The organism is Thalassospira sp. UBA1131, assembly GCF_002311515.1.
Taxonomy (GTDB): domain Bacteria; phylum Pseudomonadota; class Alphaproteobacteria; order Rhodospirillales; family Thalassospiraceae; genus Thalassospira.
Genome location: NZ_DCAO01000044.1, coordinates 69868 through 94769 on the forward strand (window position 1 = coordinate 69868; position 24902 = coordinate 94769).

Genomic DNA, 24902 nt, shown 5'->3' on the forward strand with positions numbered 1-24902 from the left:
GCGCATGGGCCATTGTCAAACGGGCACTTGTCGAACCTTGCTGCTGTGATATCCGGGGCCAACGTCACCAGAGTTGTCACCAGACTTGTCATCAGAGTTGCCCCACCCATGTCGTTTGAAATCTGGCTCAGTTTCACCCTGCTTGTCTTCCTCGTCGTGATGTCGCCCGGCCCCAGCATCCTGATCGGCATGTCGCATGCGCTGCGTTATGGCGCGCGCCCGACCTTGATGACGGCCTTGGGGGATGTCACTGCCAACATGATCCAGATGCTGATTGCGGCCCTTGGTTTGGGCGCTGTCCTGGCGACATCGGCAACCGCCTTTGCCATTGTCAAATGGTGCGGTGTTGGCTTTCTACTCGTCATCGGTTTGATGTCATTCCTTCGCAAGCCCAGGGAAATCAATATCAAGACCGGTATCGAAACGAATAATCAGGCACGGTTTGAACCGGCAAACGGACTACGCCTGTTCCGCGAAGGCTTTCTGGTCGCGGCGGGAAATCCCAAGGCGATTGCCTTTTTCGGGGCGCTGTTTCCGCAATTCATTGATCCCGGCCAGCCCCTCACACCACAGCTCCTGATCCTTGGCGTCACCTTCGTGACACTTGATTACAGTTTCGTAATGATTTACGCGATGGGGGCGGCAAAACTGATGCCGTGGCTGGTGCGCCGCGGCGGCAATAACGTCATCGCGCGGCTGTCAGGTGGCGTTTTGATCGTTGCTGCGGGGCTTTTGGCGCTGATTGAGGTGCCCGAAACCATGGCGGACACCCACCAGGTCCCGGCACAGGCGATAACCCAGCCAGCGGCACCATAACGTCGTTTTGCGCGGTCTTTTGTATTAGAATGTCTGATAAGCCATTGATATAAGAAAGTAAAATCGCACGCGCATAACACGCAGATTGGCGCGAATACAAACCAACTGGTCTGTATATAGCAATTTTTTGCCATATCAGATTTGCTGCATTTAAAATGGGGAAGTTTTGCTGCCCTAATTGGCCGATTTTGCGAAACGTGGCCTAGGAAACGGGCTTTGGGCGTCAGTTGCGGTCTGACTTCAGACGCTTGTCGATTTGATCTTGGTTGTTTCTGGGGCCGGATTATTCGCTCTCGAGACCGGCACCGACGATGATATCGCCAAATTCACGCAGGAAGACCGATCCCTTGACCGTTCGCTGAACCAGAACCGAACGGCGATCTTCTTCATCGACCTTGCGTTTGACCATGCCAAGCGAGCTCAGGCGATCAAGCGCACGGGTAATGGCAGGTTTGGAGATATTAAGCGCCTCGGAAAGGCCACGCACCGTATGCGGCGCCGGGGTCAGGTAAACGCTCAGCAACAAGGCCATCTGTCGGGCCGACAGGTCGGGGGAGTCCCGACGCACACTCTCAACAATCGCGATACGCCAAAGGTCAAGCGCCTGAGACGCTTTGATCTCGATCGACATGTTCGTGCCCAACAATTTATTTGTTACGAATACGTAATCTCTACCTGACCCCTGCCATGATGTCAAAGGCCTAATTACCAAAAAATTGAATTTACGGTTAGTTTACTTACCGTAACGATCCTTGATCAGCTTGAAGGCGGCCCGGATGCCCTGTGCTTCGCCGCCGGTCGGGCGACCGGGACGATCCGACGGGTTCCAGGCCATCAGATCGATATGCGCCCAGCTTTTGGCCCCCTCGGCAAAGCGATCGAGGAACAGGGCGGCAATGATCGCCCCGCCAAACGGGCTGCCGGAAATGTTGTTCATGTCAGCTGCCTTGCTATCAAGCTGGCTGCGATAATCATCCCACAGCGGCAAACGCCACAGCGGATCATTTTCCGCCATCCCCGTTTCCATCAACCCGTTGGCCAGATCATCATCATTGGAAAACAGGGCCGGCAGACCCAGACCAAGGGCAACACGTGCCGCCCCGGTCAGGGTCGCGAAATCAAGCAGCATGTCCGGGTCTTCCGATGCCGCCTCGGTCAGGGCATCGGAAAGAACGATGCGTCCTTCGGCATCGGTATTGCCGACCTCAACCGTGATGCCCTTGCGGGTTTGCAAAATATCACTCGGGCGATAGGCCCGACCCGACACCATGTTTTCAACCGCCGGGATCAGAACGCGCAATCGTACCGGAAGGTCGGCCGCCATGATCATCCGCGCCAGGCCAAGAACCTGTGCCGAGCCGCCCATGTCCTTTTTCATCAAAAGCATGTTGCTCGATGGCTTCAGGTCATAGCCGCCGGTGTCAAAACAGACCCCCTTACCCACCAGCGTGATTTTCGGCGCACTTTCATCGCCCCATGTAAGGTCGATCAGGCGCGGGTCGCGATCACTGCCATGGCCGACCGTGTGAATGGCCGGGTAGTTCTGGGCCAAAAGATCCATGCCGACAATCGCACTGACATTGGCACCAAATTCCGCACCAAGGCCTCTGGCGGCTTCTTCAAGCTCGGCCGGGCCCATGTCATTGGCCGGCACATTGATCAGATCGCGCGCAAGGCCGATGCCGCGTGCAATGTTTTCGGCCCGCTTGGCGGCCTCGATGTCATGCAGGGCAATTTTGGCGCGCTTGTCCTTTTTGCCATCATCCTTGCGATAGCGATCAAAACGGTAGCCCCCCAGGTAAAGTCCAAGGGCGGCCTTTTCATAAAGGTCTTCCTTGTCCGTCAAATCATCAGAAAGCGCATAGGTCCCAGCCGGAAGGGCATTTGGCAAACCAGCAAAATCCCAGATCGCCTTGGCATCATCAACGTAGCCCACCAGAACGCTGCCAACCGCGCCGTCTGCCCCGGGAAGCAAAAGCTGCGTGCCGCGCTTGCCCTCAAAGCTGTTGGCGGCAATCCACGACTTGGTCGCGTCCGGCTGCTGGGCAAGCCAGCTTTCAAAACCGCTTTCGGCAATCGGGGTGATGGGGGTCGGATTGGCAGAAGGATCGTTGGCGATGATATGGTCGTACAATTTAAGGCATCCCTGCTGGTGACGGGTGACGGGTGACGAGTGATTGGTAACACGTGACGGTTGACTGAAAGGGCAGCGGCCAAGACCAACTGCCCAAGCAAAACGAACCGGCAATATGTGTTCACAAGATATGTGACCCGATCTTACGGCTGCCATCCCCCGCGGTCAAAACTCATTCACATCATCGAACATTGCTTTGTGCTTTAAGCCACGCTTGAACGTCTGGCTTGAACGACTGGCTTGAACACAGCACCCAAAGGCCAGATAGTATTCGCCGCTGTCATCAAATGTGCCAATCGCGCCAACCGCCAAAGGTCCCAGCATGCAAAACCTTCCAGTGCTTTATATCGGCAATAAAAACTATTCCTCCTGGTCGCTGCGCGCCTGGCTTGGCCTGCGCGTTGCCGGTGTGGCGTTCGAGGAAAAACTCGTCCCGCTCCGCTCCGAAGAATGGCACGCCAAGGCGCCGGTCTTTTCGCCCACGGCCAAGGTCCCAGCCTACTTTGATGGCAGCAAAACCATCTGGGAGGCGCTTGGCATTCTGGAATACATCGCCGACAGCCAGCCTGACACCATGCTCTGGCCGCTTGATATCGATGTGCGGGCGATTGCGCGCGCCGTCTCGCTTGAAATGCATGGCGGGTTTGGGTCTTTGCGAAGCTCCATGCCGATGAATTGCCGCAAAAGCCTGCCCGGTCTTGGCCGCAATGAAGGCGTGGACAAGGACATCACCCGCATCACTGAAATCTTCAAGATGTGCCGCACCCAATTCGGGCAGGGCGGTGATTTCCTGTTTGGCCATTTCTCGATTGCGGACGCCATGTATGCCCCGGTGGTAACACGGTTCAAGACCTATGGCGTAAGCCTTGATCCGATTGGCAATGCCTATATGGAAACCATCCTTGCCCTGCCGGAGATGAAGGAATGGTACGCCGATGCCGCGACCGAGGAATGGGTGATTGACGACGCTGAGGTAAAATAACCCATGCCGGGTTTGACCGGAAAGCTGCCTGAAATTGATCCGAAGGGCGGGGACGCGGCCCTTGATCGGTTGCTGTCTGAGGTCCGGGCGTGTCGGATTTGTGCCGAACACTTGCCACTTGGGCCGCGCCCGGTGGTGCGCATGGCAAAATCGGCGCGTATCCTTGTGATCGGGCAGGCACCGGGCACACGCGTGCATGAAACCGGTCTGCCCTGGAATGATGCATCAGGGGATCGCTTGCGCGATTGGCTGGGACTTTCGGTCGATGATTTCTACGATCCGGCGAAACTTGCCATCATGCCGATGGGCTTTTGCTATCCCGGCCGGTTTGATCGTGGTGGGGATTTGCCGCCCCGTCCGGAATGTGCGCCGACATGGCATGATGCCTTGCGCCAACACTTACCCGATATCGGTCTGACCCTTCTGATCGGGCAATATGCGCAAGAACGCTATCTCGGTCCGCGCCGGGCCAAAACCATGACCGAAACCGTGCATCACTTTGCCGATTTCCTGCCCGACGGCATCCTGCCCATGCCCCATCCAAGCTGGCGCAACACCGCCTGGATGAAAAAGAACCCGTGGTTTGAGGCTGATCTTTTGCCGGTGCTGCAATCACGTGTGCAAGGCTTGCTGACATAGACCGATTTGGGTTGCGCTGGTTTTTATGTTCCAATGCGCCCAGACGACCGCGCCCAGAAGACAAGTGGCCAACATTAAGGAGGCACAAGATATGAGCAAACTTGAAAAATCCACCATCGAAAAGGCGCTGACCTATCTTTCGGGATGGGCGCTTGCCGATGACGGGCTTTCGATCAAGCGCGTCTACAAGTTTGGCGATTTCAATGCCGCGTTTGGCTTCATGACGCGGGTGGCGCTCATGGCCGACAAGATGGATCACCATCCCGAATGGTTCAATGTCTATAACAAGGTCGAAATGACGCTGACCACCCACGATGCCGGTGGTGTGACGCAAAAGGACATCGATCTGGCAACCTTCTGCCAAACGGCTTCTGGTCAATAAGCCGTGCCAAATGGATTGCGCCCTGCCGCTGGGGGACGACAGGGCGCGTTGGCTGCGGGATAAAGAATCGAAATCGTGTGGGACTATTTCGGTTCCAGCCGGACCGCGCCATCTATGCGAATGGTCTCGCCATTGATCATTTCATTTTCACAGATATGCATCGCCAGACGGCCATATTCATACGGATCGCCAAGGCGTTTCGGGAACGGCGTATTGGCAGCCAGGCTTTCCTGAACCTCATCCGGCAGGCCCTTTAACATCGGCGTGCCAAACAGGCCCGGTGCAATTGACACCACCCGAATGCCATGGCGTGCAAGCTCACGTGCAGCCGGCAGGGTAAGGGATGCCACCCCGCCCTTGGACGCGGCATAGGCCGCCTGTCCGATCTGCCCTTCGAAGGCCGCGATCGATGCGGTGTTGATAATCACCCCGCGTTCGCCGGCATCATTCGGGTCGTTCTGGCTCATCGCATTGGCGGCAACCCGCATCATGTTAAATGTGCCGATCAGATTGACCGTAATCACCTTGGAAAAGGCCGCAAGATCGGCCGGGCCGTCGCGCCCGACAATCCGTTCGCCATGCACGATCCCGGCACAGTTCACAAGGATCGATGGCGTGCCGAGATCCGCCTGCACCTTTGCAACCGCCTGCTCGACACTTTCGGCGTTCGAAACATCAACGCCATAGCCAACACCACCCAATTTCTCGGCTGTTGCCTTGGCACCCTCTTCATTCAGATCAAATGCCGCAATCCGTGCCCCGGCACTCGCCAGTGTCTCGGCGGTTGCCGCGCCAAGACCGGATGCAGCCCCGGTAACAATGGCAATCGAACCCTTGATTTGCATGACGTGAAGCCTCCCGACGCGCGCTCTTCTGATTAATTTGGTATTTGTATACCAAATTATATCTTTAACGGGCAAGCGCCGATTTAACCTTGTCGGCTGTGCGAAATTGACACCTCAGATCAGGGTTAACGGCGCTGGGCGATCTCGCGATAAAGCGCTTCGGGACTGACACCGATTTCAAGGGCAATCACCCGCCAATTGCCCTTTTCGGGCAACACCCCGTCATGCCAGGCGATCCAGGCATCAAGCCGTTCAGCCACTGTCCGAAGCCGCAAAATCTCCGCCCGCTGGCGCGTTGCCTGCACCTCGCGCGCCAGATGGGCGGCAAGCGATAGTGCCATCTGATTATTATCGGCAAGATGGGCTTCGACATCATGTTTGCGGATCATTTTGACCTGCGCATCCTGATGGCAGACAGCATCGCAATGGTAGTAATGCGAAAACAACGATGCCTCTGCCAAAACACTGTTTGGCCCGGCACGTTGCAAAACAATCTCGTCACCGTTTTCCAAAAACCGCGCCAGTCGCACTTCCCCGCTGAGAACAAGGAAGAGATGCTCGACCGGGTCGCCCTTGCGAAACAGGACCTTGGGCGGGCTGTAATCATACAGCCTGCCATGAAAACGGTTGAGAAGATCAAAGATTGATACCGACATGATATCTATCATGTGGCAATTGGCTGACCTGTTTCAAGCTTGGCGTCCATTTAACCCAAAAGGTGTTGCCATGCTTATGCTCTCCCGCCTGCCGAAAACGCTGTTCCTGACCGCATTTGCCCCGTTGATCCTGCTTGGACTAACCATCCCGTTAACCGCCCATGCACAGGGAAATGCCCACATGCATGGCACCGACAATGCTCAGCACGGCAGTAACATGGCCAGCGACGCAAGCACGCCATCCCCCTATGTCGGCCAACAACATCGCCCGGTCAAAAGCCTGTCGGCCAAGGATATGGCGGAACTGCAAAAGGGTGGTGGCTGGGGGTTGGCCAAGGCCGCCGAACTGAATGGCGTGCCGGGGCCGGCCCATTTGCTCGAGCTTTCTGATCAGATCCCGCTATCCACAGACCAGCATGCCGCCATCACAGCCCTTTATGCCGACATGAAAGAAAACGCGATCATTGCCGGCAACAGATTGATCGACGCTGAAATTGCCTTGGACGCGGCATTCAGGGCCGGTGGCCTGACCGCAGAAGAACTCGAAGGGCTGATAAACACCATCACCCAAAGTCTCGGCCGGTTGCGCTTTGTCCATCTGTCGACCCACCTCAAGACCCCGGAAATCCTGAGCCCCGATCAAATCGCACGCTATAACAGTTTGCGGGGTTATGACGGGTGATGGGTGACGCGCCGTCGACCTTTATCTGGCCTTGGCAAGCTTGCGCTCACGAAGTGCGACATAGATCGCAGCCCCGATAATCATCGCCCCGCCGGGCAATATCCAGATATCGGGCACTTCGCCAAACAGAATCAGCGCCAGCACGGCAATGATCGGCAAACGCAAATAGGAAAACCCGACAAAGAAACTGTAATCGGCCAGTTGCAGGGCTTTGACGTTGCAAACCTGCATCACATTCATCATCAGGGCGGCAACCGCCATCAGGCCAAGTGCAGACCAGCTTGGCGTCTGCCAGACGAACAATGCCGGGATCAGGGAAACCGGTGTGGTGATGATCATCAGATAAAACAAAAGCGATGTGGTGGACTCGGTTGCCACCAACCGCTTTGTAATCAACCCGGCACTGGCCATGCAGATCGCCGCCGCAATCGGTAAAATGCTGGCCGCTTGCATGGTGTCTGTCCCGGGCTGAATGATCAGCGCCACACCAACAAACCCGATAACAATCGCAAGCCAGCGGTGAATGCGCACCTGTTCGCGCAAAATAACCGCGGCCAAAATGGTGCCAAACAGGGGCACTGTGAAATTAAGCGTCGTCGCCTCGGCCAGTGGCAAATACAACACCGCCATAAACCACAAACACATCTCTGCTGCCGACAACACGCCGCGCAAGCCAAACAAAGGCAGGCGCTTGGTGGCAAGGCTACCAATCCCGCGCTTCATCACCATTGGCAAAATCAGGATCAAGCCAAAGGCAAAGCGCAAAAACACCGCCTGATAGGGATGCAGTTCCTCAGTGGCATAGCGGATCGTGAGCGTAAAACACGCCGCCAGAATGGCTGCAAACAGTGCGAAAAAGCTTGCCCGCATCACATCGGACTGGCTGTTGAACCATGTCCGCATGCTGTCACGACTTCCTGTTGGACGGCGGCGGGTCAAGATCGCTTGCCGTGGCCGAAAGCCCGCGCTTTATCCGGTTGGCTTCGCGGTTCAATTTCGCCTCGCGCCGCGCGATATAAAGTGCGGATCCGATGATCAGGGCCGCACCCGGCACCAGCCAGATTTCCGGAACCTCGCCAAACATCACCAGTGCGATACCGACGACAAAGGGCAGGCGCAGGTAATTAAACCCGATCACAAAGCTGTAATCATAAACCCGAAAGGCGTTGGTATTACAAAGCTGGGTGATGTTGGCCATGAATGCGCCCGCCACCATCAGGCCAAGCACCTCAAGGCTCGGTGTCTCCCAGACAAACAATGCCGGGATCAGGGTCAGCGGCGTGGTCAGCATCATCATGTAAAGGATGATGGCGGTCGGGTTTTCCGTCCGCGACAGTGACTTGATCGTCAATCCCGCACTGGCCATGCAAATTGCGGCGGCAATCGGAAACAGGCTTGCCAGTTGCACGGTTTCGCTGCCCGGCCGTATGATCACCAGCACCCCGCCAAAACCGACCAACAAGGCGGCAATCCGGTATTTGCGAACTTTCTCACCCAAAAAGATCGCGGCAAGGATGGTGCCAAACAGCGGCACAGTGAAATTAAGTGCCGTCGCCTCGGCCAGCGGCATATAGGCAATCGCCGAAAACCAGAAACTCATCGCCCCCATCGACAGAACCGCACGCAGGCAGAACATCGGGAAACGCTTGGTCTTAAGCGGCGTTAATCCCGCCCGCAACGCAATCGGTGCGATGAACAAAAGCCCAAAGAAATTGCGCAAAAACACTGCCTGCAACGGATCGATATGCTCGGTCGCAAGGCGGACAAACACCGAAAAGATCGCCGCACTGATCGATGCCATCAGGCCAAAGGCGGTTGCCTGCAAATAGGGCGGAAGTCCGTTAAACCATTCACGCATCGGGCTTGTCCTGTGCGGGGGCATTCCGATCAACGCGGGTCACCGGGATGGCTTGCGGATCGGCGGGGGCCGTGGTCGGCATGCTGGCTTCCCTCTTGGCCCGTTTGGCCAGAACCGCCTCACGCCGCGCGATATAAAGCGCTGATCCAATGATCAAGGCCGCCCCCGCCCAAGTCCAGAAATCAACCACTTCGCCAAACATCACATAGGCCAAGGCCGCAACAAATGGCAGGCGCAGGAAATCAAAAATCATGACATAGGACTGGTCCGCCGTGCGATAGGCGCGCACCAGCAATTGCTGCCCCGCGGTTCCGGTCACGGCAATGATCAACAGGATGAACAATTGCCACGTGGTCGGCCCCTGCCAGTATATCAGGGCCGGGATCAGCGACAGCGGCGTCATGATCAGGCCCATCCAGGTTACGATGGCATTGGCACTTTCGGTCCGTGACAGCATTTTAACCGTGGTCATCGCGCACGCCATGAAAACCGTCGCGCCAAGTGCCAGGATCGCACCGGTCTCAAAACTTTGGCCAAACGGACGGATCACGATCATCGCCCCGACAAAGCCAATCGCAATCGCGCTCCAGCGGCGCGCGCGCACGGTTTCGCGCACCACTACGGCGGCCAGAACCGTGGTCAGGATCGGCAGGGTAAAGTTGATCGCAATCACCTGTGCCGCGGGCGACAGCGACAGGGCGGTAAAAATGCACGACATCGCCCCGAAACCAAGCACCCCGCGCAGAAAATGCAGCTTGAACCGCTCGGTCTTTAATCCGCTTGCGCCGTGGCGCACCATCCACGGCACCATTGGCAGCAATCCGAACAGGTTACGGAAAAACGATGCCTCGAACGGATGCAGGTCGGCGGTGACATAACGGATAAAAACCGCCATTACCGCAAAACACATTGCAGCACTGATCATAAGAAGGGCGCCCATCAGGGCTGCATTGTCAGAGGCGGGGCGATGTAAAATCATTACAAGTAAAGGTTTACGCAGCTATCCGGAAAAAATCCAGTCTTGCGAACGGGGTATCGCATGGCAACGGCGCATGGCAGACCCGGAAAATTTGGCGAACAGTTCGCGCACACCCGTTTTTCGTGTAAGATCAAGGCAATCAGCAAAATCCATTCAGGGGGAAGATAAATGGATGCAATTGATCGCAAACTGATCGACATCCTGCAGGAAGACGCATCACTGTCCTATTCGGTTCTGGGAACAAAGGTCGGACTGTCTGTTTCTGCGGTGAATGATCGTGTGCGCAAACTGCGCGAACAGGGGATTATTCAGGCCTATCGCATTTCTGTTGATCCAAACGCCATTGGTCGTGCCTTGACCGCGATGGTCTGGCTGCGCACCGATCCGGCCAAGGGCAACAAGAAACTGGTCAAATCCCTGATCAAGGCCGATGAAGTGCTGGAATGCCATCACATGACAGGACGCTTTGATTTTCTGGTCAAATTGCGCCTGCGCGATACCGGCCATCTGGAATCGTTTATTTCCGACACGATCAAGGAAATGCCCGGCGTCGTCGAAGTTCTGCCGGAAATTGCCTTGTCGACAGCCAAGGAAACACTATTTGTTCCGGCGCAGGCCGACCACGAATAGGGGGCCGTGCCTGACTTTACAGTTTCAGGATAATTTTGATCAGTCATCGGGGGGAGATGGCATTGCCGGTCATCATTTCCTAAGTATCACTATGTGATAGTACTGCGCACTTAACCCGCCAAACCCATTCTGATGTCCCGACATAGGAGCCCCCGAAATGATTGAATCGATGAATCTGGTGATCCTGATTGCATCGATTCTGGTGGTGGTGGCTGTTTTCACCAGTCTGGTCAGCTTCCGGGTTGGCGCTCCCTTGCTTCTGGTGTTTCTGTTTGTCGGTCTGGCGGCGGGCGAGGACGGCATTGGCGGCATCATGTTCGACAATGCGCCGCTCGCCTATTTCATCGGCTCCATCGCGCTCGCCCTGATCCTGTTTGACAGTGGCTTTGAAACCCAGCTCCGAACGTTAAAAATCGCCGCCGGGCCATCGCTTGTTCTGGCAACTTTCGGGGTTCTAATTACCACCGGGGTGATTGGCGGGGTAACCTGGCTGGTGCTCGATGTGCCTTGGCTGGTCGCGCTCTTGTTTGGGGCGATTGTCAGTTCGACCGATGCGGCGGCGGTGTTTTTCCTTTTGCGCGTGGGCGGGATCAATCTGCGTGATCGTACGCGCAGTACGCTTGAAGTTGAATCGGGTTCGAACGATCCGATGGCGGTGTTTCTGACCATCTCGCTGGTCGAACTGATCATTCTCGGCGGTGGCGAAAACATCGCGCTTGAACTCCTGCAACGCTTCATCCTTCAGATCGGTCTTGGCGCGATCTTCGGCCTTGCCGGTGGCTATGCGCTGGTCTGGATGATCAACCGGGTGAAACTTGAACCGGGACTGGTGCCGATCATTACCATGGCACTTGCCCTCAGTTTGTTTGGCGCGACCAGTATTCTCGGTGGCAGTGGCTTTTTGGCGGTGTATGTCGCGGGTCTTTATGCCGGCAACAGCAACATGAAAATGAGCGTCGGCGTCCGGCGTTTTCAGCATGTCACCACCTGGCTTGCCCAGATCGCGATGTTTGTCACCTTGGGTCTGCTGGCCACCCCGTCCGAATTTGGCACGGTTGTCCTTCCGGGCGTCATTCTGGCGCTGGTTCTGGTGTTTGTCGCCCGTCCGGTCGCGGTCTGGCTGTGCCTGATGTTCTTTAACTTCTCGCGCAATGACACCGCCTTTATTTCATGGGTCGGCTTGCGCGGGGCGGTGTCCATCCTGCTTGCCATTGTGCCGATGGTCGAAGGCGTGCCCGAAGGGCAGCTCTTGTTTAACACCGCCTTCATCGTCGTGATTACATCGCTGCTGTTGCAGGGCTGGACGATCCGGCGCATGGCGCATTGGCTGGGCATCATTGTGCCGGCCCGCCATGGTCCGGTGGATCGTATTGATCTTGAACTGCCCGGTAATGCCAATCAGGAAATCGTTGTCTATCGCGTCCACGAAGCCAGTGCGGTTGCCACCGGCCATCGTATTCCGCGCTGGGCACGGCCAAGTCTGATCTTGCGTGATGGCGCGTCATTGCGTCCGCATTCTGCCGGACCGGTTCAGGGTGGTGATCAGGTCTATATCATCACCCCGCCCAAGCATGTCGACCTGCTCGACCAACTCTTTGCCGGTCCAGCCGAGGGGGCCAATGACGTCGAACTGTTTGGCGATTTCAGCTTCCCGGCCGATACCCGAATTGCCGATATTGGTCGTCTGTATGGCTTTGCCGTCGACGCTGATGACACCGAACTCACCGTGGCCGAAATCCTCGAACGCGATCTGCCCGGCGATCTCGAACTCGGTGATCGCATGCCCTATGGCACGGTGGAACTGATCGTGCGCCGCACCGATGATGAGCACGACGTGCTCGAGGTCGGCTTGGCGGTTGAACAACAAAAAGCCAAACCCAAACGCCGCATTCCGATCTTCCAGTCGCGCAGCGAATTGCTGGCAATCTGGAAAGACTGGCAAAAACGCAAACGCGCCGAAAAGAACGCGGCGCTGAGCGATCAGACATCATCAACGGCCAAGCAGCTTGATGATGGCTCAGACGAGGCCGATGTGACTGAGACACCTGACGTGCCGGGCGTATCCGATGACACGGTCGACGATGTGGCTGACGACGCGGTTAACGACACGGTTGGTGACACCCTCGAAGATGGCGACGAAACCACCGATCAAGAGGACAGCGGCAAAAAGCCCGGCAAAGCAGGCCGGTCGAAAAAATCCTGATCGGCTATGCATTAGATTTCCGGCCTTTGGATTAGTTTGCCTAATGGCTGGATCAAAAAAGCTGGTTTGGCGTCGGTTCTGAACTGCCCTAAATTGTGGCTTCAATTCTTTTGGAGTCCTTGGGCCATGTTCGGTCTTTACGCAGCAGTTGTCTTGATCTGGGGATCGACCTGGATCGCCATTCAGTATCAGCTTTCGGTCGCCCCCGAAGTCGCTGTGGCCTATCGCTTTGCCTTGGCAACGCTGATCTTGATGGGCTGGTGTGGCCTGCGCCGGTTGCCAATGCGCTTTACGTTGCGTGATCATTTCTTCATGGCGGTTCTGGGCGTCTGCCTGTTTTCGCTGAACTATGTCCTGATCTATGTCGCCAGTATCCATCTGACATCCGGGCTTCTGGCGGTGGTGTTTTCAACCATCGTCATCATGAATATGATTAATGGCGTGATCTTTTTCCGCCGCCGTCCTGAAACCCGCACTTTGATCGGGGCCGGGATTGGCCTTACCGGCATCGCCATGGTCTTTGCCAATGATCTGGCCGCCTTCGATCTGACCACGGGCGGCAGCATCGGGCTTCTGGTCTCCCTTGCAGGCAGTTACATCGCATCGCTTGGCAATATGGCGTCCGCACGCAACCATGCGCGCGGGGTTCCGGTCATGCAGGCCAATGCTTATGGCATGCTCTATGGCACGCTGTTGCTGTTTGGCTATATCGCGCTTGCCGGGATCCCGGTGACCTTTGATACCAGTGCCAGCTTCTTGGCCGCTTTGGTCTATCTCGCCCTGTTCGGATCGGTTCTGGGCTTTGGCTTCTATCTGACACTTTTGGGCAAGATCGGGCCGGATCGGGCGGCCTATAGCTCGGTGATGTTCCCGATTGTCGCGCTGTTGCTGTCGACCTGGTTTGAAGATTTCCACTGGTCTGGCAATATTATCTGGGGTGTTGCGCTGACATTGGTGGGCAACGTGGTTATTCTGACCAAACGGGTTCCCAAACCGGCGACCAAGGTGCTCGAACAGGTCGCACCGGTGCAGCCAACTTGCGCAACAAACCCGACAGCGAAGCCCTGATCGTGATGCCTGAAGACGGAGCAACAAGATGAACGGTGCGGCCTATTTCGAACGCATGGCGCAATATAATCTCTGGGCCAACACGCGTGCCTATGGGCTTTGCGCGAAATTGCCAGCCGCCGAACTGGATGCCCCGCGCACGGCCTTCTTCCCGTCGATCCTGCGCACGCTTAATCATATCCTGGTGGCTGACCGCATCTGGATGAGCCGCCTGCTCGGCAGTCCCGTGGCCATGCCGCTCAACACCGTGCTTTATGAAAACTTCGATGAACTCCGCCACGCCCGCGCGGCCGAAGATCAGGCGATCATTGAGTTCACCAACGGCCTGACCGACGCCGAGGTAACCGCCGATCTGACCTATAACACAGTCGCGGGGGATGCCTATACCATGCCGCGCGATCTGGTTTTGGCGCATATGTTCAATCATCAGACCCATCACCGTGGACAGCTGTCCAACATGCTGATCGAGGCCGGATTGGGCCCGCTTGAGATTGATCTGGTCTTTTTCGCCCGGGATCAGTTGCGATGATCGAGCTTCTCGTTGCCTATACGCCGTTTCTGATCGCGGCCCTGTTGCTCAACATCTCTCCGGGGCCGGATATGGCCTATATCATCGGCCAAACCGCCGTGCATGGCCGCAAGATCGGACTGTTTTCAACCATCGGCGTGATTTCCGGCTCGTTCGTGCATGTGTTGGCCGCTGCCCTTGGTCTGTCGGCGATCCTTGCGACCTCGGCGCTCGCCTTTGCCATTGTCAAATGGATCGGGGTTGCCTATCTCGTCTGGCTTGGGATTTCAGCCCTGCGCAGCAGCTTCGCCAAATCAAATGATACAAATCCCGACGAGCCATCTGCGCCGATTTCATCCAAACCAATGACCGCCTTTGCTGCCTGGCGTCAGGGGGTGATGATTGATGTGCTCAATCCCAAGGTCGCGATTTTCTTTATGGCCTTCCTGCCGCAATTCGTTGATCCGGCGATGGGCAATGCCGCGACCCAGTTCTTTGTACTGGGCATGGTCGTGCATCTGATCGCGCTTGTCGTGGAAAGTTCGATTGTCCTCATGGTGGCAGCTGCTGCCGTGCGCATTCGCGGTCATCATGGCCTTGGTGTCTGGCTCAAACGCGTTCTGGGCGGCATGTTCATCGCCCTTGGCGTGCGGCTTGCCATCACCCAGCAATAAACAGAACCGGCCAAGTAGGTGTAGGGCAGGGTGGCTTGCTAGCAGTCCCGCCCGGCGTTTTGGTATCAGGATTTCCGCCCAAGATAACGCACCAGTGCGCGCGATGCCGGGGCGGCCGAAATGCCGTGGGCGACGATGCTGATGCAAATGATCATGGTGCCTGCGGCAAACAGCGGTCTGAACTCGCCCGGATCAATCATCGTCGCCATGATCAGCATGTAAATCACCGAGGCAATCCCGCGCGGCCCGAACCAGCCGATATAAAGCTTCTCGCCCAGGCTATAGGGACTGCCAATCATGCAGATCCACACACAAAGCGGTCGCAGCACCGCAAGGCTCGCAATCGAAAACAGCAGCATCGTCCAGGTCCAGGCATCATAAAGCGCTGGCACGACAATCAAGCCAAAAACAAAGAAGGTCAGCATGGTCAGAAGCTCTGACTCGGCCTCGCCAAAGCTTTCAATCGCGTCCTTGACCGCATCGCTTGAGATATTAAGCGCAAGTCCGCCGGCAAAGGCGGCAACAAAGCCATTACCACCCAATTCCTCGGCCAGAAGGAAAATGAAAAGGGCGGCCAGAACACCCAGCAACCTTTCAAACCGGGCCACCATGGTGCGGTGCTTGACGGCGTGATTAACCACCTGACCAATCACATAGCCACAGACAACCCCGATGACAGCACCCACTGAAATCTCAAGCACCGCTTCTGCAATCCAGCCCTGACGCCCGTCACTGAGCAGATTGGCTTCAAGCAACACGGCCGTGGTGAAAACCGGAAGAACCAGGCCGTCATTAAGCCCGCTTTCAATATTGATGCCCTGTCGCACCGGATCGGGCACGCCCTTGTTCTCCAGCACCGGTCGGCCAAGCGCCGCATCGGTCGGGCTGACGATAAGCGCCAATATCAGGGCCGGCACCAGCCCGATGGATGGATCAAGCCCGACGATAAACGCCCAGGTCACCCCGATGGTCAGCGGCAATCCGAGGAGTAACAGCCGGATCGCCACATTGCGCGCCGCACTTTCCTTGCGGTAATCAAGCACCGCAGCATCAAGGAACAGAATGATCGCAAGCGTCATCTCGGCAAAGCCGGTGGCAAAATGAACGCTGCCCGAAAGCGCATTCATCGGCGCGCCCTGCCAGATACCCAGCGGTACGGCCACCAGCATCCCGGTCAGAACCATCATCATTGGCGAGGAAATATTACGGCGTTGCAGGCGGCGCGATTGCAGCCCGTAGACCAGCCCGGAGCCGAGAAAAAGAATGATCACCCATTCAAACATGGCACTGCCCAACCTGTTGCCTGATCCAGAGATCTAGGCCAAGTGTGCCCGAAAGGTGCCAGATCGCCAAATGGTTAAGGCATCAAGGGCCTTACGCGACGGCCTTTTGCAAAACCACCAGCCCCTCGGCATGCGCACGCTTATCGCCACTGGCAATCACTAGATCACCGCTGTTGATGGTCAGGCTTTTGCCCTCCCAGTCGGTAATCACGCCACCGGCCCCCTCGATCACCGGCACGGCAGCACAGAAATCATAGGGCTGCAGGTTTGATTCGACCAACACATCGCCAAACCCCATGGCAATCAGGCCATAACCATAGGAATCGATGCCGTAAATCGGCTGCTTGGCGGCACCAAAGATCGCCTCATATCCGGCAATTGCCTTTTCCTCGACGAAAAGATCCGGCCCTGTGGTGAAAATGGTGGCATCTTTCAGGTGCGCGCATTCGCGTGCACTGACCGGCTTGCCATTTAGCGTCGTCGGTTGTCCTTCCACCCCGATCCAGCGTTCATCCAAAATCGCCTGATCAATCACGCCCAGCACCGGCTTGCCATTGCGGCACAGCGCAATCAGGGTGTTGAAGCTGGGTTTGCCGGTAATGAACGACTTGGTGCCGTCAATCGGATCAAGGATCCAGACATACTCGGCATCAAGGTTTTCCGGCCCGTATTCCTCGCCCAGAATGCCATGATCAGGCAGTTCCGCATTGATCAGATCGCGCATGGTGCGCTCGATCGCCCGGTCGGCATCGGTCACAAGGCTGGCATCGCCCTTTTCATCGATATCAAGCGGCTTGCGGTAATAGCTTTGCAGCACAGGGCGCGCAGCATCGGCAAGCTTGTGGGCCATGGCAAGAAACGGGTGGCTGTTGGTCATCGGATTTCCTGTGTCGGGCAAGAATATTGGTCGTGGGGAAGGCGGCGTAAGGTTACGCCATCGCCGCCTTGATGGTCGCCAGAACATCCTGATGGCAGCGCGCATCGCCACTGGCGACAACATCCCCGGCACTGTCGATACCAAGCGGCTTGCCCGCCCAATCGGTCATCACCCCGCCGGCACCCTCAACCACCGGCACCAGCGCACAGAAATCATAAGCCTGCAGCCCGATCTCAACCACCGTATCGGCCAGACCAAGGGCGGTCAGGCCATAGGCATAGGCATCAACACCATACATCGGCACCCGGCAGCCTTTTGAAACCGCGTCATAGGCCTTCTTGGCGTCACCCTTGAACAGTTCCGGTGCGGTGGTAAAGAAGGTCGCGCTCTTAAGGTCTTCGCATTCGCGTGCGCTGATTTCAGTACCATTCATCGTGCTGGCCTGGCCCATCACACCGACCCAGCGTTCATCGGTAATCGCCTGATCGATAATGCCCAGAACCGGGGTGCCCTTGTGGCAAAGCGCAATCAATGTCGCAAAGCTCGGCTTGCCGGAAATGAACGATTTGGTGCCGTCAATCGGATCAAGCACCCAGACATATTCCGCATCAACATTTTCCCGGCCATGTTCCTCGCCCAGAATGCCGTGATCGGGCAGCTCGGCATTGAGGATATCGCGCATGGTGCGTTCGACCTCGCGATCAGCAATCGTGACCGGGCTGTCATCGGCCTTCACATCAACCGCGACCGGGGTGCGGTAATATTTGCGCACGACCGGGCGTGCGGCATCGGCCAGCTTGTGGGCGATTTCCAAAAACGGATCGAGATTTTCCATAAAGGCATTCCTGCAGGCGGTTGAAGTCAGGCGGGATATGGCCGGTACTATTTCCGCTTTGCGCCCAGAACGCAAGGATGCCCTTTGCACCTGCCCTGATCACATCTCCAAACGCAAACAGGGGACAGTTTCCTGTCCCCTGCGAAATCGGTGCTGACCTTAAATATCGGGTCAGGCGGAAGCTTTACTGCGCGGTGGCTGCGTCAACTGCTTCGCCGGCTTCTTCAACCGCGCCTTCAACAGCAGCAGCTGCTTCGTCGACGGCTTCCTCAACAGCTTCGGCTGCTGCCGGATCCGGGAACGGAAGCGGGTTGTCAGACTTGCTGTTCAGCCAGGCAATAACTGCGGCACGGTCTTCGGCCTTTTTCAGACCGCCAAAGCTCATTTTGGTGCCATCGATGTAATCGCGCGGCTTGTAAAGGAACTCGTTCAGCTCTGCAAAGCCCCAGTTGCCGCCATGGTTGGCCATACCGTCAGAGTAGGAGAAGTCACCCTTGTGGGCAAAGGCCGCACCAACGATGCCATAAAGGTTCGGGCCGGTTTTGTTCGGACCGCCTTTTTCGACGTCATGGCAGGATGCGCATTTTTTGAAGACTTTCTCGCCTTCACCCATGTCGGCAGATGCCAGCATGGCAAGAATCGGTTCCGGGCCTGCCGGTTCTGCCGGAGCGGCGGTCGGGGCACTGGCACCCGCCATCACATCTTCGGAGAACGGATATACCGGTGCTTCCAGTTCCTCGGGACTGACCAGTGCGCTGCCGACCTTGCCGACAACCACTACCAGAAGCACAGCACAAATAACGCCGGCGACGATCTTGTTGATTTCCATCGTGTTCATGACGGGACCCCGTTACAGCCTAATCACTCTCAGGTTTTATCTTTATGTTCTACCCATGCGTCCCCGGCAATCCTCGATCAAGAGAAACACACGTGTAACCGCAGGCAAAACTGGTCGGTGGGAAACTATACGTTTCAGCGATTTGCATCAACCTTTCTTAAACACCAAGGCGAATATCCATGCTTTAGAACTTTCGTCTAGTGTCGTTTGAAAAACGATTCCGCCTTTCGCCTCCCCACCAAAACCGGCTAATGTCGCGCCGATTCATACCTGTGTTCTGCCATCGCTTGTTCTCGTCACGCTTTGCGCAAGATCAAAAAACGGGTGATTTGTGCCTTATTGGAGCGAAGAAATGTCGACCCCGCGCAATCCTGTTGTTGTAATTCCTGCCCGAATGGCCTCCACGCGTTTGCCCAATAAACCGCTGGCCGATATCTGTGGCGAACCCATGATCGTTCAGGTCTGGCGTCGCGCGACGGAGGCCGGAATCGGTCCGGTTCTGGTTGCCTGCGCCGAACAGGAAATTGCCGATGCGGTTACGGCTGCCGGGGGTATTGCCGTTCTGACCGATCCTGATTTGCCCAGCGGATCGGACCGTGTCCATCAAGCGCTCCAGACATTCGACCCCGAAGGCAAGTTTGACGCGGTGGTCAATGTGCAGGGGGATCTGCCGACCATTGACGCCGCTGACATCCGCGCGGTGTTTGATCCGCTTGCGGATCCGAATGTCGATATCGCGACTTTGGCCGCAGAAATCAAACGCGACGAAGAACGCACCAACCCCAATGTGGTCAAGGCGGTCGCGGCCTTTGGCACCGGGCGTGTCGCACGCGCGCTTTATTTCACCCGGGCAACCGCACCCTATGGTGACGGGCCGCTTTATCATCACATCGGTCTTTATACCTATCGCCGTGCCGCCCTTGACCGTTTCGTTTCCCTGCCCCCGGCAGAACTCGAACAACGCGAAAAGCTTGAACAACTGCGCGCGCTTGAAAACGGCATGGTGATTGCGGTTGCCCTTGTTGATGGCGTACCGCTCGGTGTTGATACACAAGAAGACCTTGAACGCGCGCGCGAAGTGCTGGGTGCATAGTTGCGGTTCTTGGCATCAAGTGCTTTAAGTTCTTAACGACAACAATTTGACCATTCAGGAAACAGCCAGATGACTGCGCAACAAAGGATCGCTTTTCAGGGAATGCACGGTGCCTATTCAGATCAGGCAGCCCGTCGCGCCTTTCCGGGTGCAACGACAGTACCGTACAGGACCTTTGAAGGCGCCTTTAGCGCACTCGAAGATGGCGATGTCGATCTGGCCGTGATCCCGATTGATAATACGCTGGCAGGGCGTGTCGCCGACGTGCACCACATCCTGCCTGAATCCGGTGTGCATATCATCGGTGAAACCTTCCTGCGCATTAACCATGCGCTGGTTGGCGTACCGGGCACGAAGATCGAAGACATCAAGGAAATCCACAGCCACGTTCACGCGCTTGGCCAATGCCGCAAACTGCGCAAGGAACTCGGTGTCAATGCCGTGGTCGGCCCGGATACCGCGGGCTGTGCCAAGGAAGTCGCTGATCGCGGCGATAAATCGATTGCCGCCATCGCACCGGTTTTGGCCGCCGAGATTTATGGTCTTGATGTGCTCCGGACCGAGGTCGAAGACGCCGAACACAACACCACGCGCTTTATCATTCTGGCGCGTGAACCGCTCGACATTCCCAATGACGGCACCCCGGTGGTGACAAGCTTTGTCTTCCGCGTGCGCAACGTCGCGGCAGCCCTCTATAAGGCGCTCGGTGGTTTTGCCACCAACGGGATTAACATGACCAAGCTTGAAAGCTACATGGTCGAAGGCCACTTCACCGCGACCCAGTTCTTCGCCGAGGTCGAAGCCCACCCCGAACAGCTCGGCCTGCGCCACGCGCTGGAAGAACTGCAATTCTTCTCGCACGAAGTTCGCATCCTGGGTGTTTATCCGGCGCATAGCTTCCGCAAGGAAAACAACCTTCCGGCGGAATAAACGGAAAAAAGAATTCGCAAAACAAAAAGGGCCGGACAAATCAATGTCCGGCCCTTTTTTCAAATCAGGTTCTTACGACCCGGCTTGGTTCTTCAGGTCGGTCGAGAAACGATGAATGATCTGGCTCAGTTCAGCCGAGCGATCAGAAAGCTCGGCCGAGGCTGATTTCAGTTCATCGGCATCGTTGGTCGTGCCCTGGGCATTCTTCATGGTTTCGTCAACGCTCTGGGAAATCTGTTTCACGCCATCCGCACTGCGGTTGGCATTGCCCGAGATTTCCTGCGTTGCCGCACCCTGTTCTTCAATGGCCGCCGCAATTGCGGTTGATGCGCTTCGGACCTGTTCGATGGTTTCCGAAACCCGCGAAATGCCGGTGACCGCACGTTCGGTGCCATCAACAATGTCATTGATCTGGGCGGCGATTTCATCGGTCGCCTTGGCCGTCTGGGTGGCAAGGTTTTTGACCTCGTTTGCCACAACCGCAAAGCCTTTGCCCGCTTCACCGGCACGCGCAGCCTCAATGGTGGCGTTTAGCGCCAGAAGGTTGGTCTGACCGGCAATATCGTTGATCAGTCCAATGATCTCTTTGATCTTCTCAACGGTCTCGGACAGGCCGGCAACGTCATTTGACGCGCTCTGGCTTTCATCGGTTGCCCGTTCCACCGTGTTCGACATCTGCGAAATCTGAACGTTGATCTCGGTGATCGACGATGAAAGTTCCTCGGTCGCGGCGGCAACCGCATCGACGTTCTGGGAAACTTCACCGGCGGCGGATGCCACCTGCTGGCTCTGGCCCAGAATGCCATCCGCACTCTGTGACATGCTCACCGCAAGATCGGCACTGCGTTGAACCGAACGATCAACGGCCTTGGCGATACCACCGACTTCGCTTTCAAGCTTTTCGGCGATGGCGCGGATATTGCTGCGGCGTTCTTCTTCGGCTTTCTGTTTCTGAACCGCGGCATCGGCTTCAAGCTGCTGGGCCTGTGCCGACTTGTCACGCAGTGCCAGAACACCGGCTGCCATGTCGCCGATTTCAACGAACCGGGAATCGGTTTCGACCGGTGCCTTGTAATCGCCATCGGCAATCGTGCGAATGCTGCTGTTCAGGCCGACGATGCTGCGCGTGATCCGCGTCCCGACAAGCCAGGACAAAACACCGGCAATAATGATCGCGATGACCGAAATGATCGCAATGCGCTGCATGACAGAAATGAATTCTGCCTGAACATCGTCCATATAGACGCCAGCGCCAAGCGCCCAGTTCCATTCCTTGATCGGGCGCACATAGGCGGCCTTCTCGATCAGTTTGTCACCTTCGCCCGGCTTCTTGGTTTCATACAGGATCACATCGCCGCCCGCCTTGGCTGCGGCAACAATCATGTTGCGCACCTTGCTGTCGGGATTGCACTTGCCAACATCTTCCGGGCTCAGCGGATCAAGCTGCATGCAGTAATTATAATCGGTGGCATAGATATAGTTCTGCCCGTCAAACCGGTATGCATTGAGCACATCGAGGGCCGCAGCCTTGGCTTCGTCTTCGGTCATCTCGCCGCTTTTGGCTTTGGCGATATAATTATTGACGATCGTGACCGCACCCTCGGTCAAATTCGAAATCTGTTCAAATTTCGCATTTCGAAGACTGGTTTGATAGTTCAGGGCGACCGTGGCGATAATTGCCAGCAGCACCAAAAGGCAGATGGCGGGAATGGAAAATATCCCCGTGACGACCCGAAATCGCATGATTATCCCCTTCCAAGCGATTGTAGTGATCGCACTATATGCACATGATTTGAGAACCAAATGATTAATATTGCGTGCGATATTTGTTACATGGTTATGACGGTCACAAACCCCAATAACCGGGGGAATGCGTTTTTGCATGGCTGATCGGCGCGGGGATTGATTGACTTATGGTCAAATGCCCTGTATCACCCGGCTCATTCCTTCGCTTGCAAAGACAGAATGAGCTGTCAGGAACTGTATGAAAAGGCGAGGGCGGGTTCGGCGTGATGACGTCGATGCCTCACATCAATTGCCTCTCATGCAGGGTCCGACGCAGTGGCTGCTCTTTGCCGCGCACCGGTCATGACTTCGTTTGGGCAGGCACCCACAGGCGTTAACATGGCGCCGACCGGATAAACGAAGGACTTCCCTTTATGACGAATTTTAATGGGCTCAACCTGATCGAGCCCCTGCTGCGCAATGTTGAAGCTGCCGGTTTCTCCGCGCCGACCGAAATTCAGGCCGCGACGATTCCTGCACTTCTCGAAGGCAAGGACCTGATGGGTATTTCCCATACGGGTGGCGGTAAAACCGCTGCATTCTGCCTGCCGTTGCTGCAGCGTCTTGCCGAAAACCCGCAGCGCCCGAAACCGGGTCAGCCGCGTGCGGTTATTCTGGCACCGACCCGCGAACTGGCGACCCAGATCGGCCAGTGCCTGCGTGATTTCAAAAAAGGCATCCGCCTGTTTTCCTCCGTTGTCTTTGGTGGCTCCCCGATGGGCCCGCAGATTCAGGAACTGCGCCGTGGCGTTGATATCCTGGTTGCGACCCCGGGTCGTCTGCTGGATCATATGTCGCGCAACACGGTTCGTTTCGACGATGTCGAAGTCTTCATCCTTGATGAAGCCGACCGTATGCTTGACATGGGCTTCTCCGAAGACGTTCTGACTGTTGCTGAACTGCTTCCGAATGCGCATCAGACCGTGATGTTCTCGGCAACCATGCCGCCGGAAGTCAAACACCTGACCGACCGTCTTCTTAAAGACCCGGTCAAGGTTGAAACCGCACCGCAGTCCAGCGTGACCGAGCGCGTGACCCAGGTTGGCATGTTCGTGAAACGTCACGACAAGACCAAGCTTCTGGTTCAGCTGCTTAAACGTGACGAATCCGAACGCGTTCTGGTGTTTACCAAAACCAAGGCAGATGCCGACGAACTGTCGTTCCAGCTGCGCGATGAAGGCATCGACAGCGATGCCATCCATGGCGACAAACAGCAGCGTATCCGTCAGAAAATCCTGCGGAACTTCCGTAATGGCAGTTTCCCGGTTCTGATTGCGACCGATGTTGCGGCCCGTGGTATCGACGTTCCGGGCATTACCCACGTTGTGAACTATGATCTGCCGCAAGATGCCGAAAGCTATGTCCACCGTATCGGTCGTACCGGTCGTGGCAGTGCCGAAGGTATTGCGATTTCATTCTGTGAGCCGCGCGACATTCGCCTGCTTCGCAACATCGAACGCCTGATCAAACAGGACGTTAATATCGACGAAGATCACGAATTCCATGCTGCTCCGCCGCCCCGTTCGTTCGGTGCCGGTGCGGGTGCTGGCGGTCGTGGTGGTCGCGGTGGCCGTGACGGTGGTCGTGGCTTTGGCGGCGGCGGTCGCGGTGGTTTCGGCGGCCGTGATGGTGGCCGGGGCCGTGGTGGCTTCGGCGGTGGTCGTGATGGCGGTCGCGATGGTGCCCGTGGTGACAATCGTGACGGTGGTCGCGGTCGTGGTTTCGGCGGCCCGCGTGACGGTGCCCGTGATGGTGCCCGCGCAGCCCGCGGTTTCGGTGGTCGTGATGAGGCACGCGATGGTGGCCGTGATGGCGCACGTCGTGACTTCAATGATCGTCCGCGTCGTGATGGCGGTGATTTCCGCAATGACCGCAAGCCGCGCTTTGACAACGATGACCGTGCACCGCGCGGCGATCGGGAAGAGCGCAGTGGCGGCCGCGGTGGCAACTTCCGCCCTCGTGGTGAAGGTCGGGGCGAAGGCGGCAACCGTGACGAACGTCGCTTTGCCGACAAGCCGCGTGGTGATCGTGGTGGTAACTTCCGCGGTCGCGATGGTGCCCGTGATGGTGCTGGTGCACGCGACGGTGCACGTCGTGACTTCAACGACCGTCCGCGTCGTGCCGAAGGTGGTCGCAGCGAAGGTCGCGGCGGGAACCAGGGCATGAAACGCCGTTCGGCATAATTCTGCCCCGCTGTATTGCGGG

Annotated in this window: 25 protein-coding genes; 13 read left to right on the forward strand and 12 right to left on the reverse strand. The window is 56.8% G+C overall.

What is annotated here, in order from left to right; genetic code table 11:
- Positions 1-816 (forward strand): LysE family translocator (locus B3Z49_RS07040; RefSeq protein WP_296989338.1); only part of this gene is annotated, 816 nt, incomplete at its 5' end.
- Positions 817-1099: 283 nt separating this feature from the next.
- Here B3Z49_RS07040 and B3Z49_RS07045 read toward each other — a convergent pair.
- Entirely contained in the window at positions 1100-1447 is a 348-nt protein-coding gene (locus B3Z49_RS07045) for a MarR family transcriptional regulator (protein ID WP_008888509.1), read from the reverse strand.
- 102 nt (positions 1448-1549) lie between these two features.
- Positions 1550-2950: a leucyl aminopeptidase family protein gene (locus B3Z49_RS07050; RefSeq protein WP_296989342.1), complete on the reverse strand. Its 1401-nt coding sequence runs from the start codon at positions 2948-2950 to the stop codon at positions 1550-1552.
- A 322-nt stretch (positions 2951-3272) separates the two neighbouring features.
- Here B3Z49_RS07050 and B3Z49_RS07055 point away from each other — a divergent pair, with 322 nt between their 5' ends.
- The 3 genes from B3Z49_RS07055 (at position 3273) to B3Z49_RS07065 (ending at position 4953) form a co-directional block, all read left to right on the forward strand.
- Positions 3273-3932, forward strand: a complete 660-nt coding sequence (locus tag B3Z49_RS07055; RefSeq protein ID WP_296989343.1) for a glutathione S-transferase family protein — start codon at positions 3273-3275, stop codon at positions 3930-3932.
- A gap of 3 nt (positions 3933-3935) precedes the next feature.
- Entirely contained in the window at positions 3936-4571 is a 636-nt protein-coding gene (locus B3Z49_RS07060; RefSeq protein WP_287444107.1) for a uracil-DNA glycosylase family protein, read from the forward strand.
- A 91-nt stretch (positions 4572-4662) separates the two neighbouring features.
- Positions 4663-4953 (forward strand): 4a-hydroxytetrahydrobiopterin dehydratase, encoded by a 291-nt coding sequence (locus B3Z49_RS07065; RefSeq protein WP_296989349.1) that lies wholly within the window; start codon positions 4663-4665, stop codon positions 4951-4953.
- A gap of 83 nt (positions 4954-5036) precedes the next feature.
- Here B3Z49_RS07065 and B3Z49_RS07070 read toward each other — a convergent pair whose 3' ends face one another.
- Together B3Z49_RS07070 and B3Z49_RS07075 are read right to left on the reverse strand one after the other, a co-directional pair.
- On the reverse strand, positions 5037-5798 hold the full coding sequence (locus tag B3Z49_RS07070; protein WP_063086676.1) for an SDR family NAD(P)-dependent oxidoreductase: 762 nt from the start codon (positions 5796-5798) through the stop codon (positions 5037-5039).
- Between the two features lie 125 nt (positions 5799-5923).
- On the reverse strand, positions 5924-6454 hold the full coding sequence (locus B3Z49_RS07075; protein WP_063086678.1) for a Crp/Fnr family transcriptional regulator: 531 nt from the start codon (positions 6452-6454) through the stop codon (positions 5924-5926).
- A 70-nt stretch (positions 6455-6524) separates the two neighbouring features.
- Between B3Z49_RS07075 and B3Z49_RS07080 the strand changes: the two genes are divergently transcribed.
- A complete protein-coding gene (locus tag B3Z49_RS07080; protein ID WP_296989357.1) occupies positions 6525-7136 on the forward strand; it encodes a hypothetical protein in 612 nt (203 codons plus the stop codon).
- A gap of 21 nt (positions 7137-7157) precedes the next feature.
- On the opposite strand, the gene B3Z49_RS07085 is transcribed toward B3Z49_RS07080, so the two are convergent.
- From B3Z49_RS07085 to B3Z49_RS07095, 3 genes are read right to left on the reverse strand one after another with little or no spacing between them, the layout of a single operon-like run.
- Entirely contained in the window at positions 7158-8039 is an 882-nt protein-coding gene (locus B3Z49_RS07085; RefSeq protein WP_296989361.1) for a DMT family transporter, read from the reverse strand.
- Between the two features lie 4 nt (positions 8040-8043).
- Entirely contained in the window at positions 8044-8994 is a 951-nt protein-coding gene (locus B3Z49_RS07090) for a DMT family transporter (protein WP_063086684.1), read from the reverse strand.
- Positions 8987-9934, reverse strand: a complete 948-nt coding sequence (locus tag B3Z49_RS07095) for a DMT family transporter (protein ID WP_296989364.1) — start codon at positions 9932-9934, stop codon at positions 8987-8989. Before B3Z49_RS07095 ends, B3Z49_RS07090 begins: the two co-directional genes overlap by 8 nt.
- 207 nt (positions 9935-10141) lie before the next feature.
- On the opposite strand from B3Z49_RS07095, the gene B3Z49_RS07100 reads away from it, so the two are divergent.
- From B3Z49_RS07100 to B3Z49_RS07120, 5 genes are all read left to right on the forward strand, one after another.
- The gene (locus B3Z49_RS07100) at positions 10142-10603 is read left to right on the forward strand and encodes an Lrp/AsnC family transcriptional regulator (RefSeq protein WP_063086688.1); all 462 of its coding nucleotides are present in this window, start codon (positions 10142-10144) and stop codon (positions 10601-10603) included.
- 157 nt (positions 10604-10760) lie between these two features.
- Positions 10761-12806, forward strand: coding sequence for a potassium/proton antiporter (locus B3Z49_RS07105; RefSeq protein ID WP_296989368.1), 2046 nt, complete (start codon positions 10761-10763; stop codon positions 12804-12806).
- A 126-nt stretch (positions 12807-12932) separates the two neighbouring features.
- A complete protein-coding gene (locus tag B3Z49_RS07110; RefSeq protein WP_296989371.1) occupies positions 12933-13874 on the forward strand; it encodes a DMT family transporter in 942 nt (313 codons plus the stop codon).
- A gap of 28 nt (positions 13875-13902) precedes the next feature.
- Positions 13903-14403: a DinB family protein gene (locus B3Z49_RS07115; protein ID WP_296989373.1), complete on the forward strand. Its 501-nt coding sequence runs from the start codon at positions 13903-13905 to the stop codon at positions 14401-14403.
- Positions 14400-15056, forward strand: a complete 657-nt coding sequence (locus tag B3Z49_RS07120) for a LysE family translocator (RefSeq protein WP_296989376.1) — start codon at positions 14400-14402, stop codon at positions 15054-15056. The genes B3Z49_RS07115 and B3Z49_RS07120 overlap by 4 nt, the downstream gene beginning before the upstream one ends.
- 65 nt (positions 15057-15121) lie before the next feature.
- Here B3Z49_RS07120 and B3Z49_RS07125 read toward each other — a convergent pair whose 3' ends face one another.
- The 4 genes from B3Z49_RS07125 to B3Z49_RS07140 all read right to left on the reverse strand — a co-directional run bounded on the left by B3Z49_RS07125 (position 15122) and on the right by B3Z49_RS07140 (position 18889).
- On the reverse strand, positions 15122-16339 hold the full coding sequence (locus B3Z49_RS07125) for a cation:proton antiporter (RefSeq protein WP_296989378.1): 1218 nt from the start codon (positions 16337-16339) through the stop codon (positions 15122-15124).
- Positions 16340-16430: 91 nt separating this feature from the next.
- Entirely contained in the window at positions 16431-17216 is a 786-nt protein-coding gene (gene hisN / locus B3Z49_RS07130; protein ID WP_296989381.1) for a histidinol-phosphatase, read from the reverse strand.
- Positions 17217-17268: 52 nt separating this feature from the next.
- A complete protein-coding gene (gene hisN, locus B3Z49_RS07135) occupies positions 17269-18051 on the reverse strand; it encodes a histidinol-phosphatase (RefSeq protein ID WP_296989384.1) in 783 nt (260 codons plus the stop codon).
- 184 nt (positions 18052-18235) lie between these two features.
- Positions 18236-18889 carry a c-type cytochrome gene (locus B3Z49_RS07140; protein WP_296989386.1) on the reverse strand — a complete coding sequence of 218 codons (654 nt, stop codon included), beginning with the start codon at positions 18887-18889 and terminating at the stop codon, positions 18236-18238.
- A gap of 352 nt (positions 18890-19241) precedes the next feature.
- On the opposite strand from B3Z49_RS07140, the gene B3Z49_RS07145 reads away from it, so the two are divergent.
- Both B3Z49_RS07145 and B3Z49_RS07150 read left to right on the forward strand, forming a co-directional pair.
- Complete coding sequence (locus B3Z49_RS07145; protein WP_296989388.1) at positions 19242-19982, forward strand: 3-deoxy-manno-octulosonate cytidylyltransferase; 741 nt, start codon at positions 19242-19244, stop codon at positions 19980-19982.
- Between the two features lie 69 nt (positions 19983-20051).
- Complete coding sequence (locus B3Z49_RS07150; RefSeq protein ID WP_040822211.1) at positions 20052-20912, forward strand: prephenate dehydratase; 861 nt, start codon at positions 20052-20054, stop codon at positions 20910-20912.
- 72 nt (positions 20913-20984) lie between these two features.
- Here B3Z49_RS07150 and B3Z49_RS07155 read toward each other — a convergent pair whose 3' ends face one another.
- On the reverse strand, positions 20985-22655 hold the full coding sequence (locus B3Z49_RS07155; RefSeq protein WP_296989393.1) for a methyl-accepting chemotaxis protein: 1671 nt from the start codon (positions 22653-22655) through the stop codon (positions 20985-20987).
- A 416-nt stretch (positions 22656-23071) separates the two neighbouring features.
- On the opposite strand from B3Z49_RS07155, the gene B3Z49_RS07160 reads away from it, so the two are divergent.
- Positions 23072-24880, forward strand: a complete 1809-nt coding sequence (locus B3Z49_RS07160) for a DEAD/DEAH box helicase (RefSeq protein ID WP_296989396.1) — start codon at positions 23072-23074, stop codon at positions 24878-24880.
- Positions 24881-24902 lie beyond the last annotated feature (22 nt).

Excerpts from the sequence above, each read along its gene's own strand:
- B3Z49_RS07045 (WP_008888509.1), bottom strand. The coding sequence starts at position 1,447 with ATGTCGATCGAGATCAAAGCGTCTCAGGCGCTTGACCTTTGGCGTATC.
- B3Z49_RS07055 (WP_296989343.1), top strand. The coding sequence starts at position 3,273 with ATGCAAAACCTTCCAGTGCTTTATATCGGCAATAAAAACTATTCCTCC.
- B3Z49_RS07060 (WP_287444107.1), top strand. The coding sequence starts at position 3,936 with ATGCCGGGTTTGACCGGAAAGCTGCCTGAAATTGATCCGAAGGGCGGG.
- B3Z49_RS07065 (WP_296989349.1), top strand. The coding sequence starts at position 4,663 with ATGAGCAAACTTGAAAAATCCACCATCGAAAAGGCGCTGACCTATCTT.
- B3Z49_RS07070 (WP_063086676.1), bottom strand. The coding sequence starts at position 5,798 with ATGCAAATCAAGGGTTCGATTGCCATTGTTACCGGGGCTGCATCCGGT.
- B3Z49_RS07075 (WP_063086678.1), bottom strand. The coding sequence starts at position 6,454 with ATGTCGGTATCAATCTTTGATCTTCTCAACCGTTTTCATGGCAGGCTG.
- B3Z49_RS07080 (WP_296989357.1), top strand. The coding sequence starts at position 6,525 with ATGCTTATGCTCTCCCGCCTGCCGAAAACGCTGTTCCTGACCGCATTT.
- B3Z49_RS07085 (WP_296989361.1), bottom strand. The coding sequence starts at position 8,039 with ATGCGGACATGGTTCAACAGCCAGTCCGATGTGATGCGGGCAAGCTTT.
- B3Z49_RS07090 (WP_063086684.1), bottom strand. The coding sequence starts at position 8,994 with ATGCGTGAATGGTTTAACGGACTTCCGCCCTATTTGCAGGCAACCGCC.
- B3Z49_RS07095 (WP_296989364.1), bottom strand. The coding sequence starts at position 9,934 with ATGGGCGCCCTTCTTATGATCAGTGCTGCAATGTGTTTTGCGGTAATG.
- B3Z49_RS07100 (WP_063086688.1), top strand. The coding sequence starts at position 10,142 with ATGGATGCAATTGATCGCAAACTGATCGACATCCTGCAGGAAGACGCA.
- B3Z49_RS07105 (WP_296989368.1), top strand. The coding sequence starts at position 10,761 with ATGATTGAATCGATGAATCTGGTGATCCTGATTGCATCGATTCTGGTG.
- B3Z49_RS07110 (WP_296989371.1), top strand. The coding sequence starts at position 12,933 with ATGTTCGGTCTTTACGCAGCAGTTGTCTTGATCTGGGGATCGACCTGG.
- B3Z49_RS07115 (WP_296989373.1), top strand. The coding sequence starts at position 13,903 with ATGAACGGTGCGGCCTATTTCGAACGCATGGCGCAATATAATCTCTGG.
- B3Z49_RS07120 (WP_296989376.1), top strand. The coding sequence starts at position 14,400 with ATGATCGAGCTTCTCGTTGCCTATACGCCGTTTCTGATCGCGGCCCTG.
- B3Z49_RS07125 (WP_296989378.1), bottom strand. The coding sequence starts at position 16,339 with ATGTTTGAATGGGTGATCATTCTTTTTCTCGGCTCCGGGCTGGTCTAC.
- hisN (WP_296989381.1), bottom strand. The coding sequence starts at position 17,216 with ATGACCAACAGCCACCCGTTTCTTGCCATGGCCCACAAGCTTGCCGAT.
- hisN (WP_296989384.1), bottom strand. The coding sequence starts at position 18,051 with ATGGAAAATCTCGATCCGTTTTTGGAAATCGCCCACAAGCTGGCCGAT.
- B3Z49_RS07140 (WP_296989386.1), bottom strand. The coding sequence starts at position 18,889 with ATGAACACGATGGAAATCAACAAGATCGTCGCCGGCGTTATTTGTGCT.
- B3Z49_RS07145 (WP_296989388.1), top strand. The coding sequence starts at position 19,242 with ATGTCGACCCCGCGCAATCCTGTTGTTGTAATTCCTGCCCGAATGGCC.
- B3Z49_RS07150 (WP_040822211.1), top strand. The coding sequence starts at position 20,052 with ATGACTGCGCAACAAAGGATCGCTTTTCAGGGAATGCACGGTGCCTAT.
- B3Z49_RS07155 (WP_296989393.1), bottom strand. The coding sequence starts at position 22,655 with ATGCGATTTCGGGTCGTCACGGGGATATTTTCCATTCCCGCCATCTGC.
- B3Z49_RS07160 (WP_296989396.1), top strand. The coding sequence starts at position 23,072 with ATGACGAATTTTAATGGGCTCAACCTGATCGAGCCCCTGCTGCGCAAT.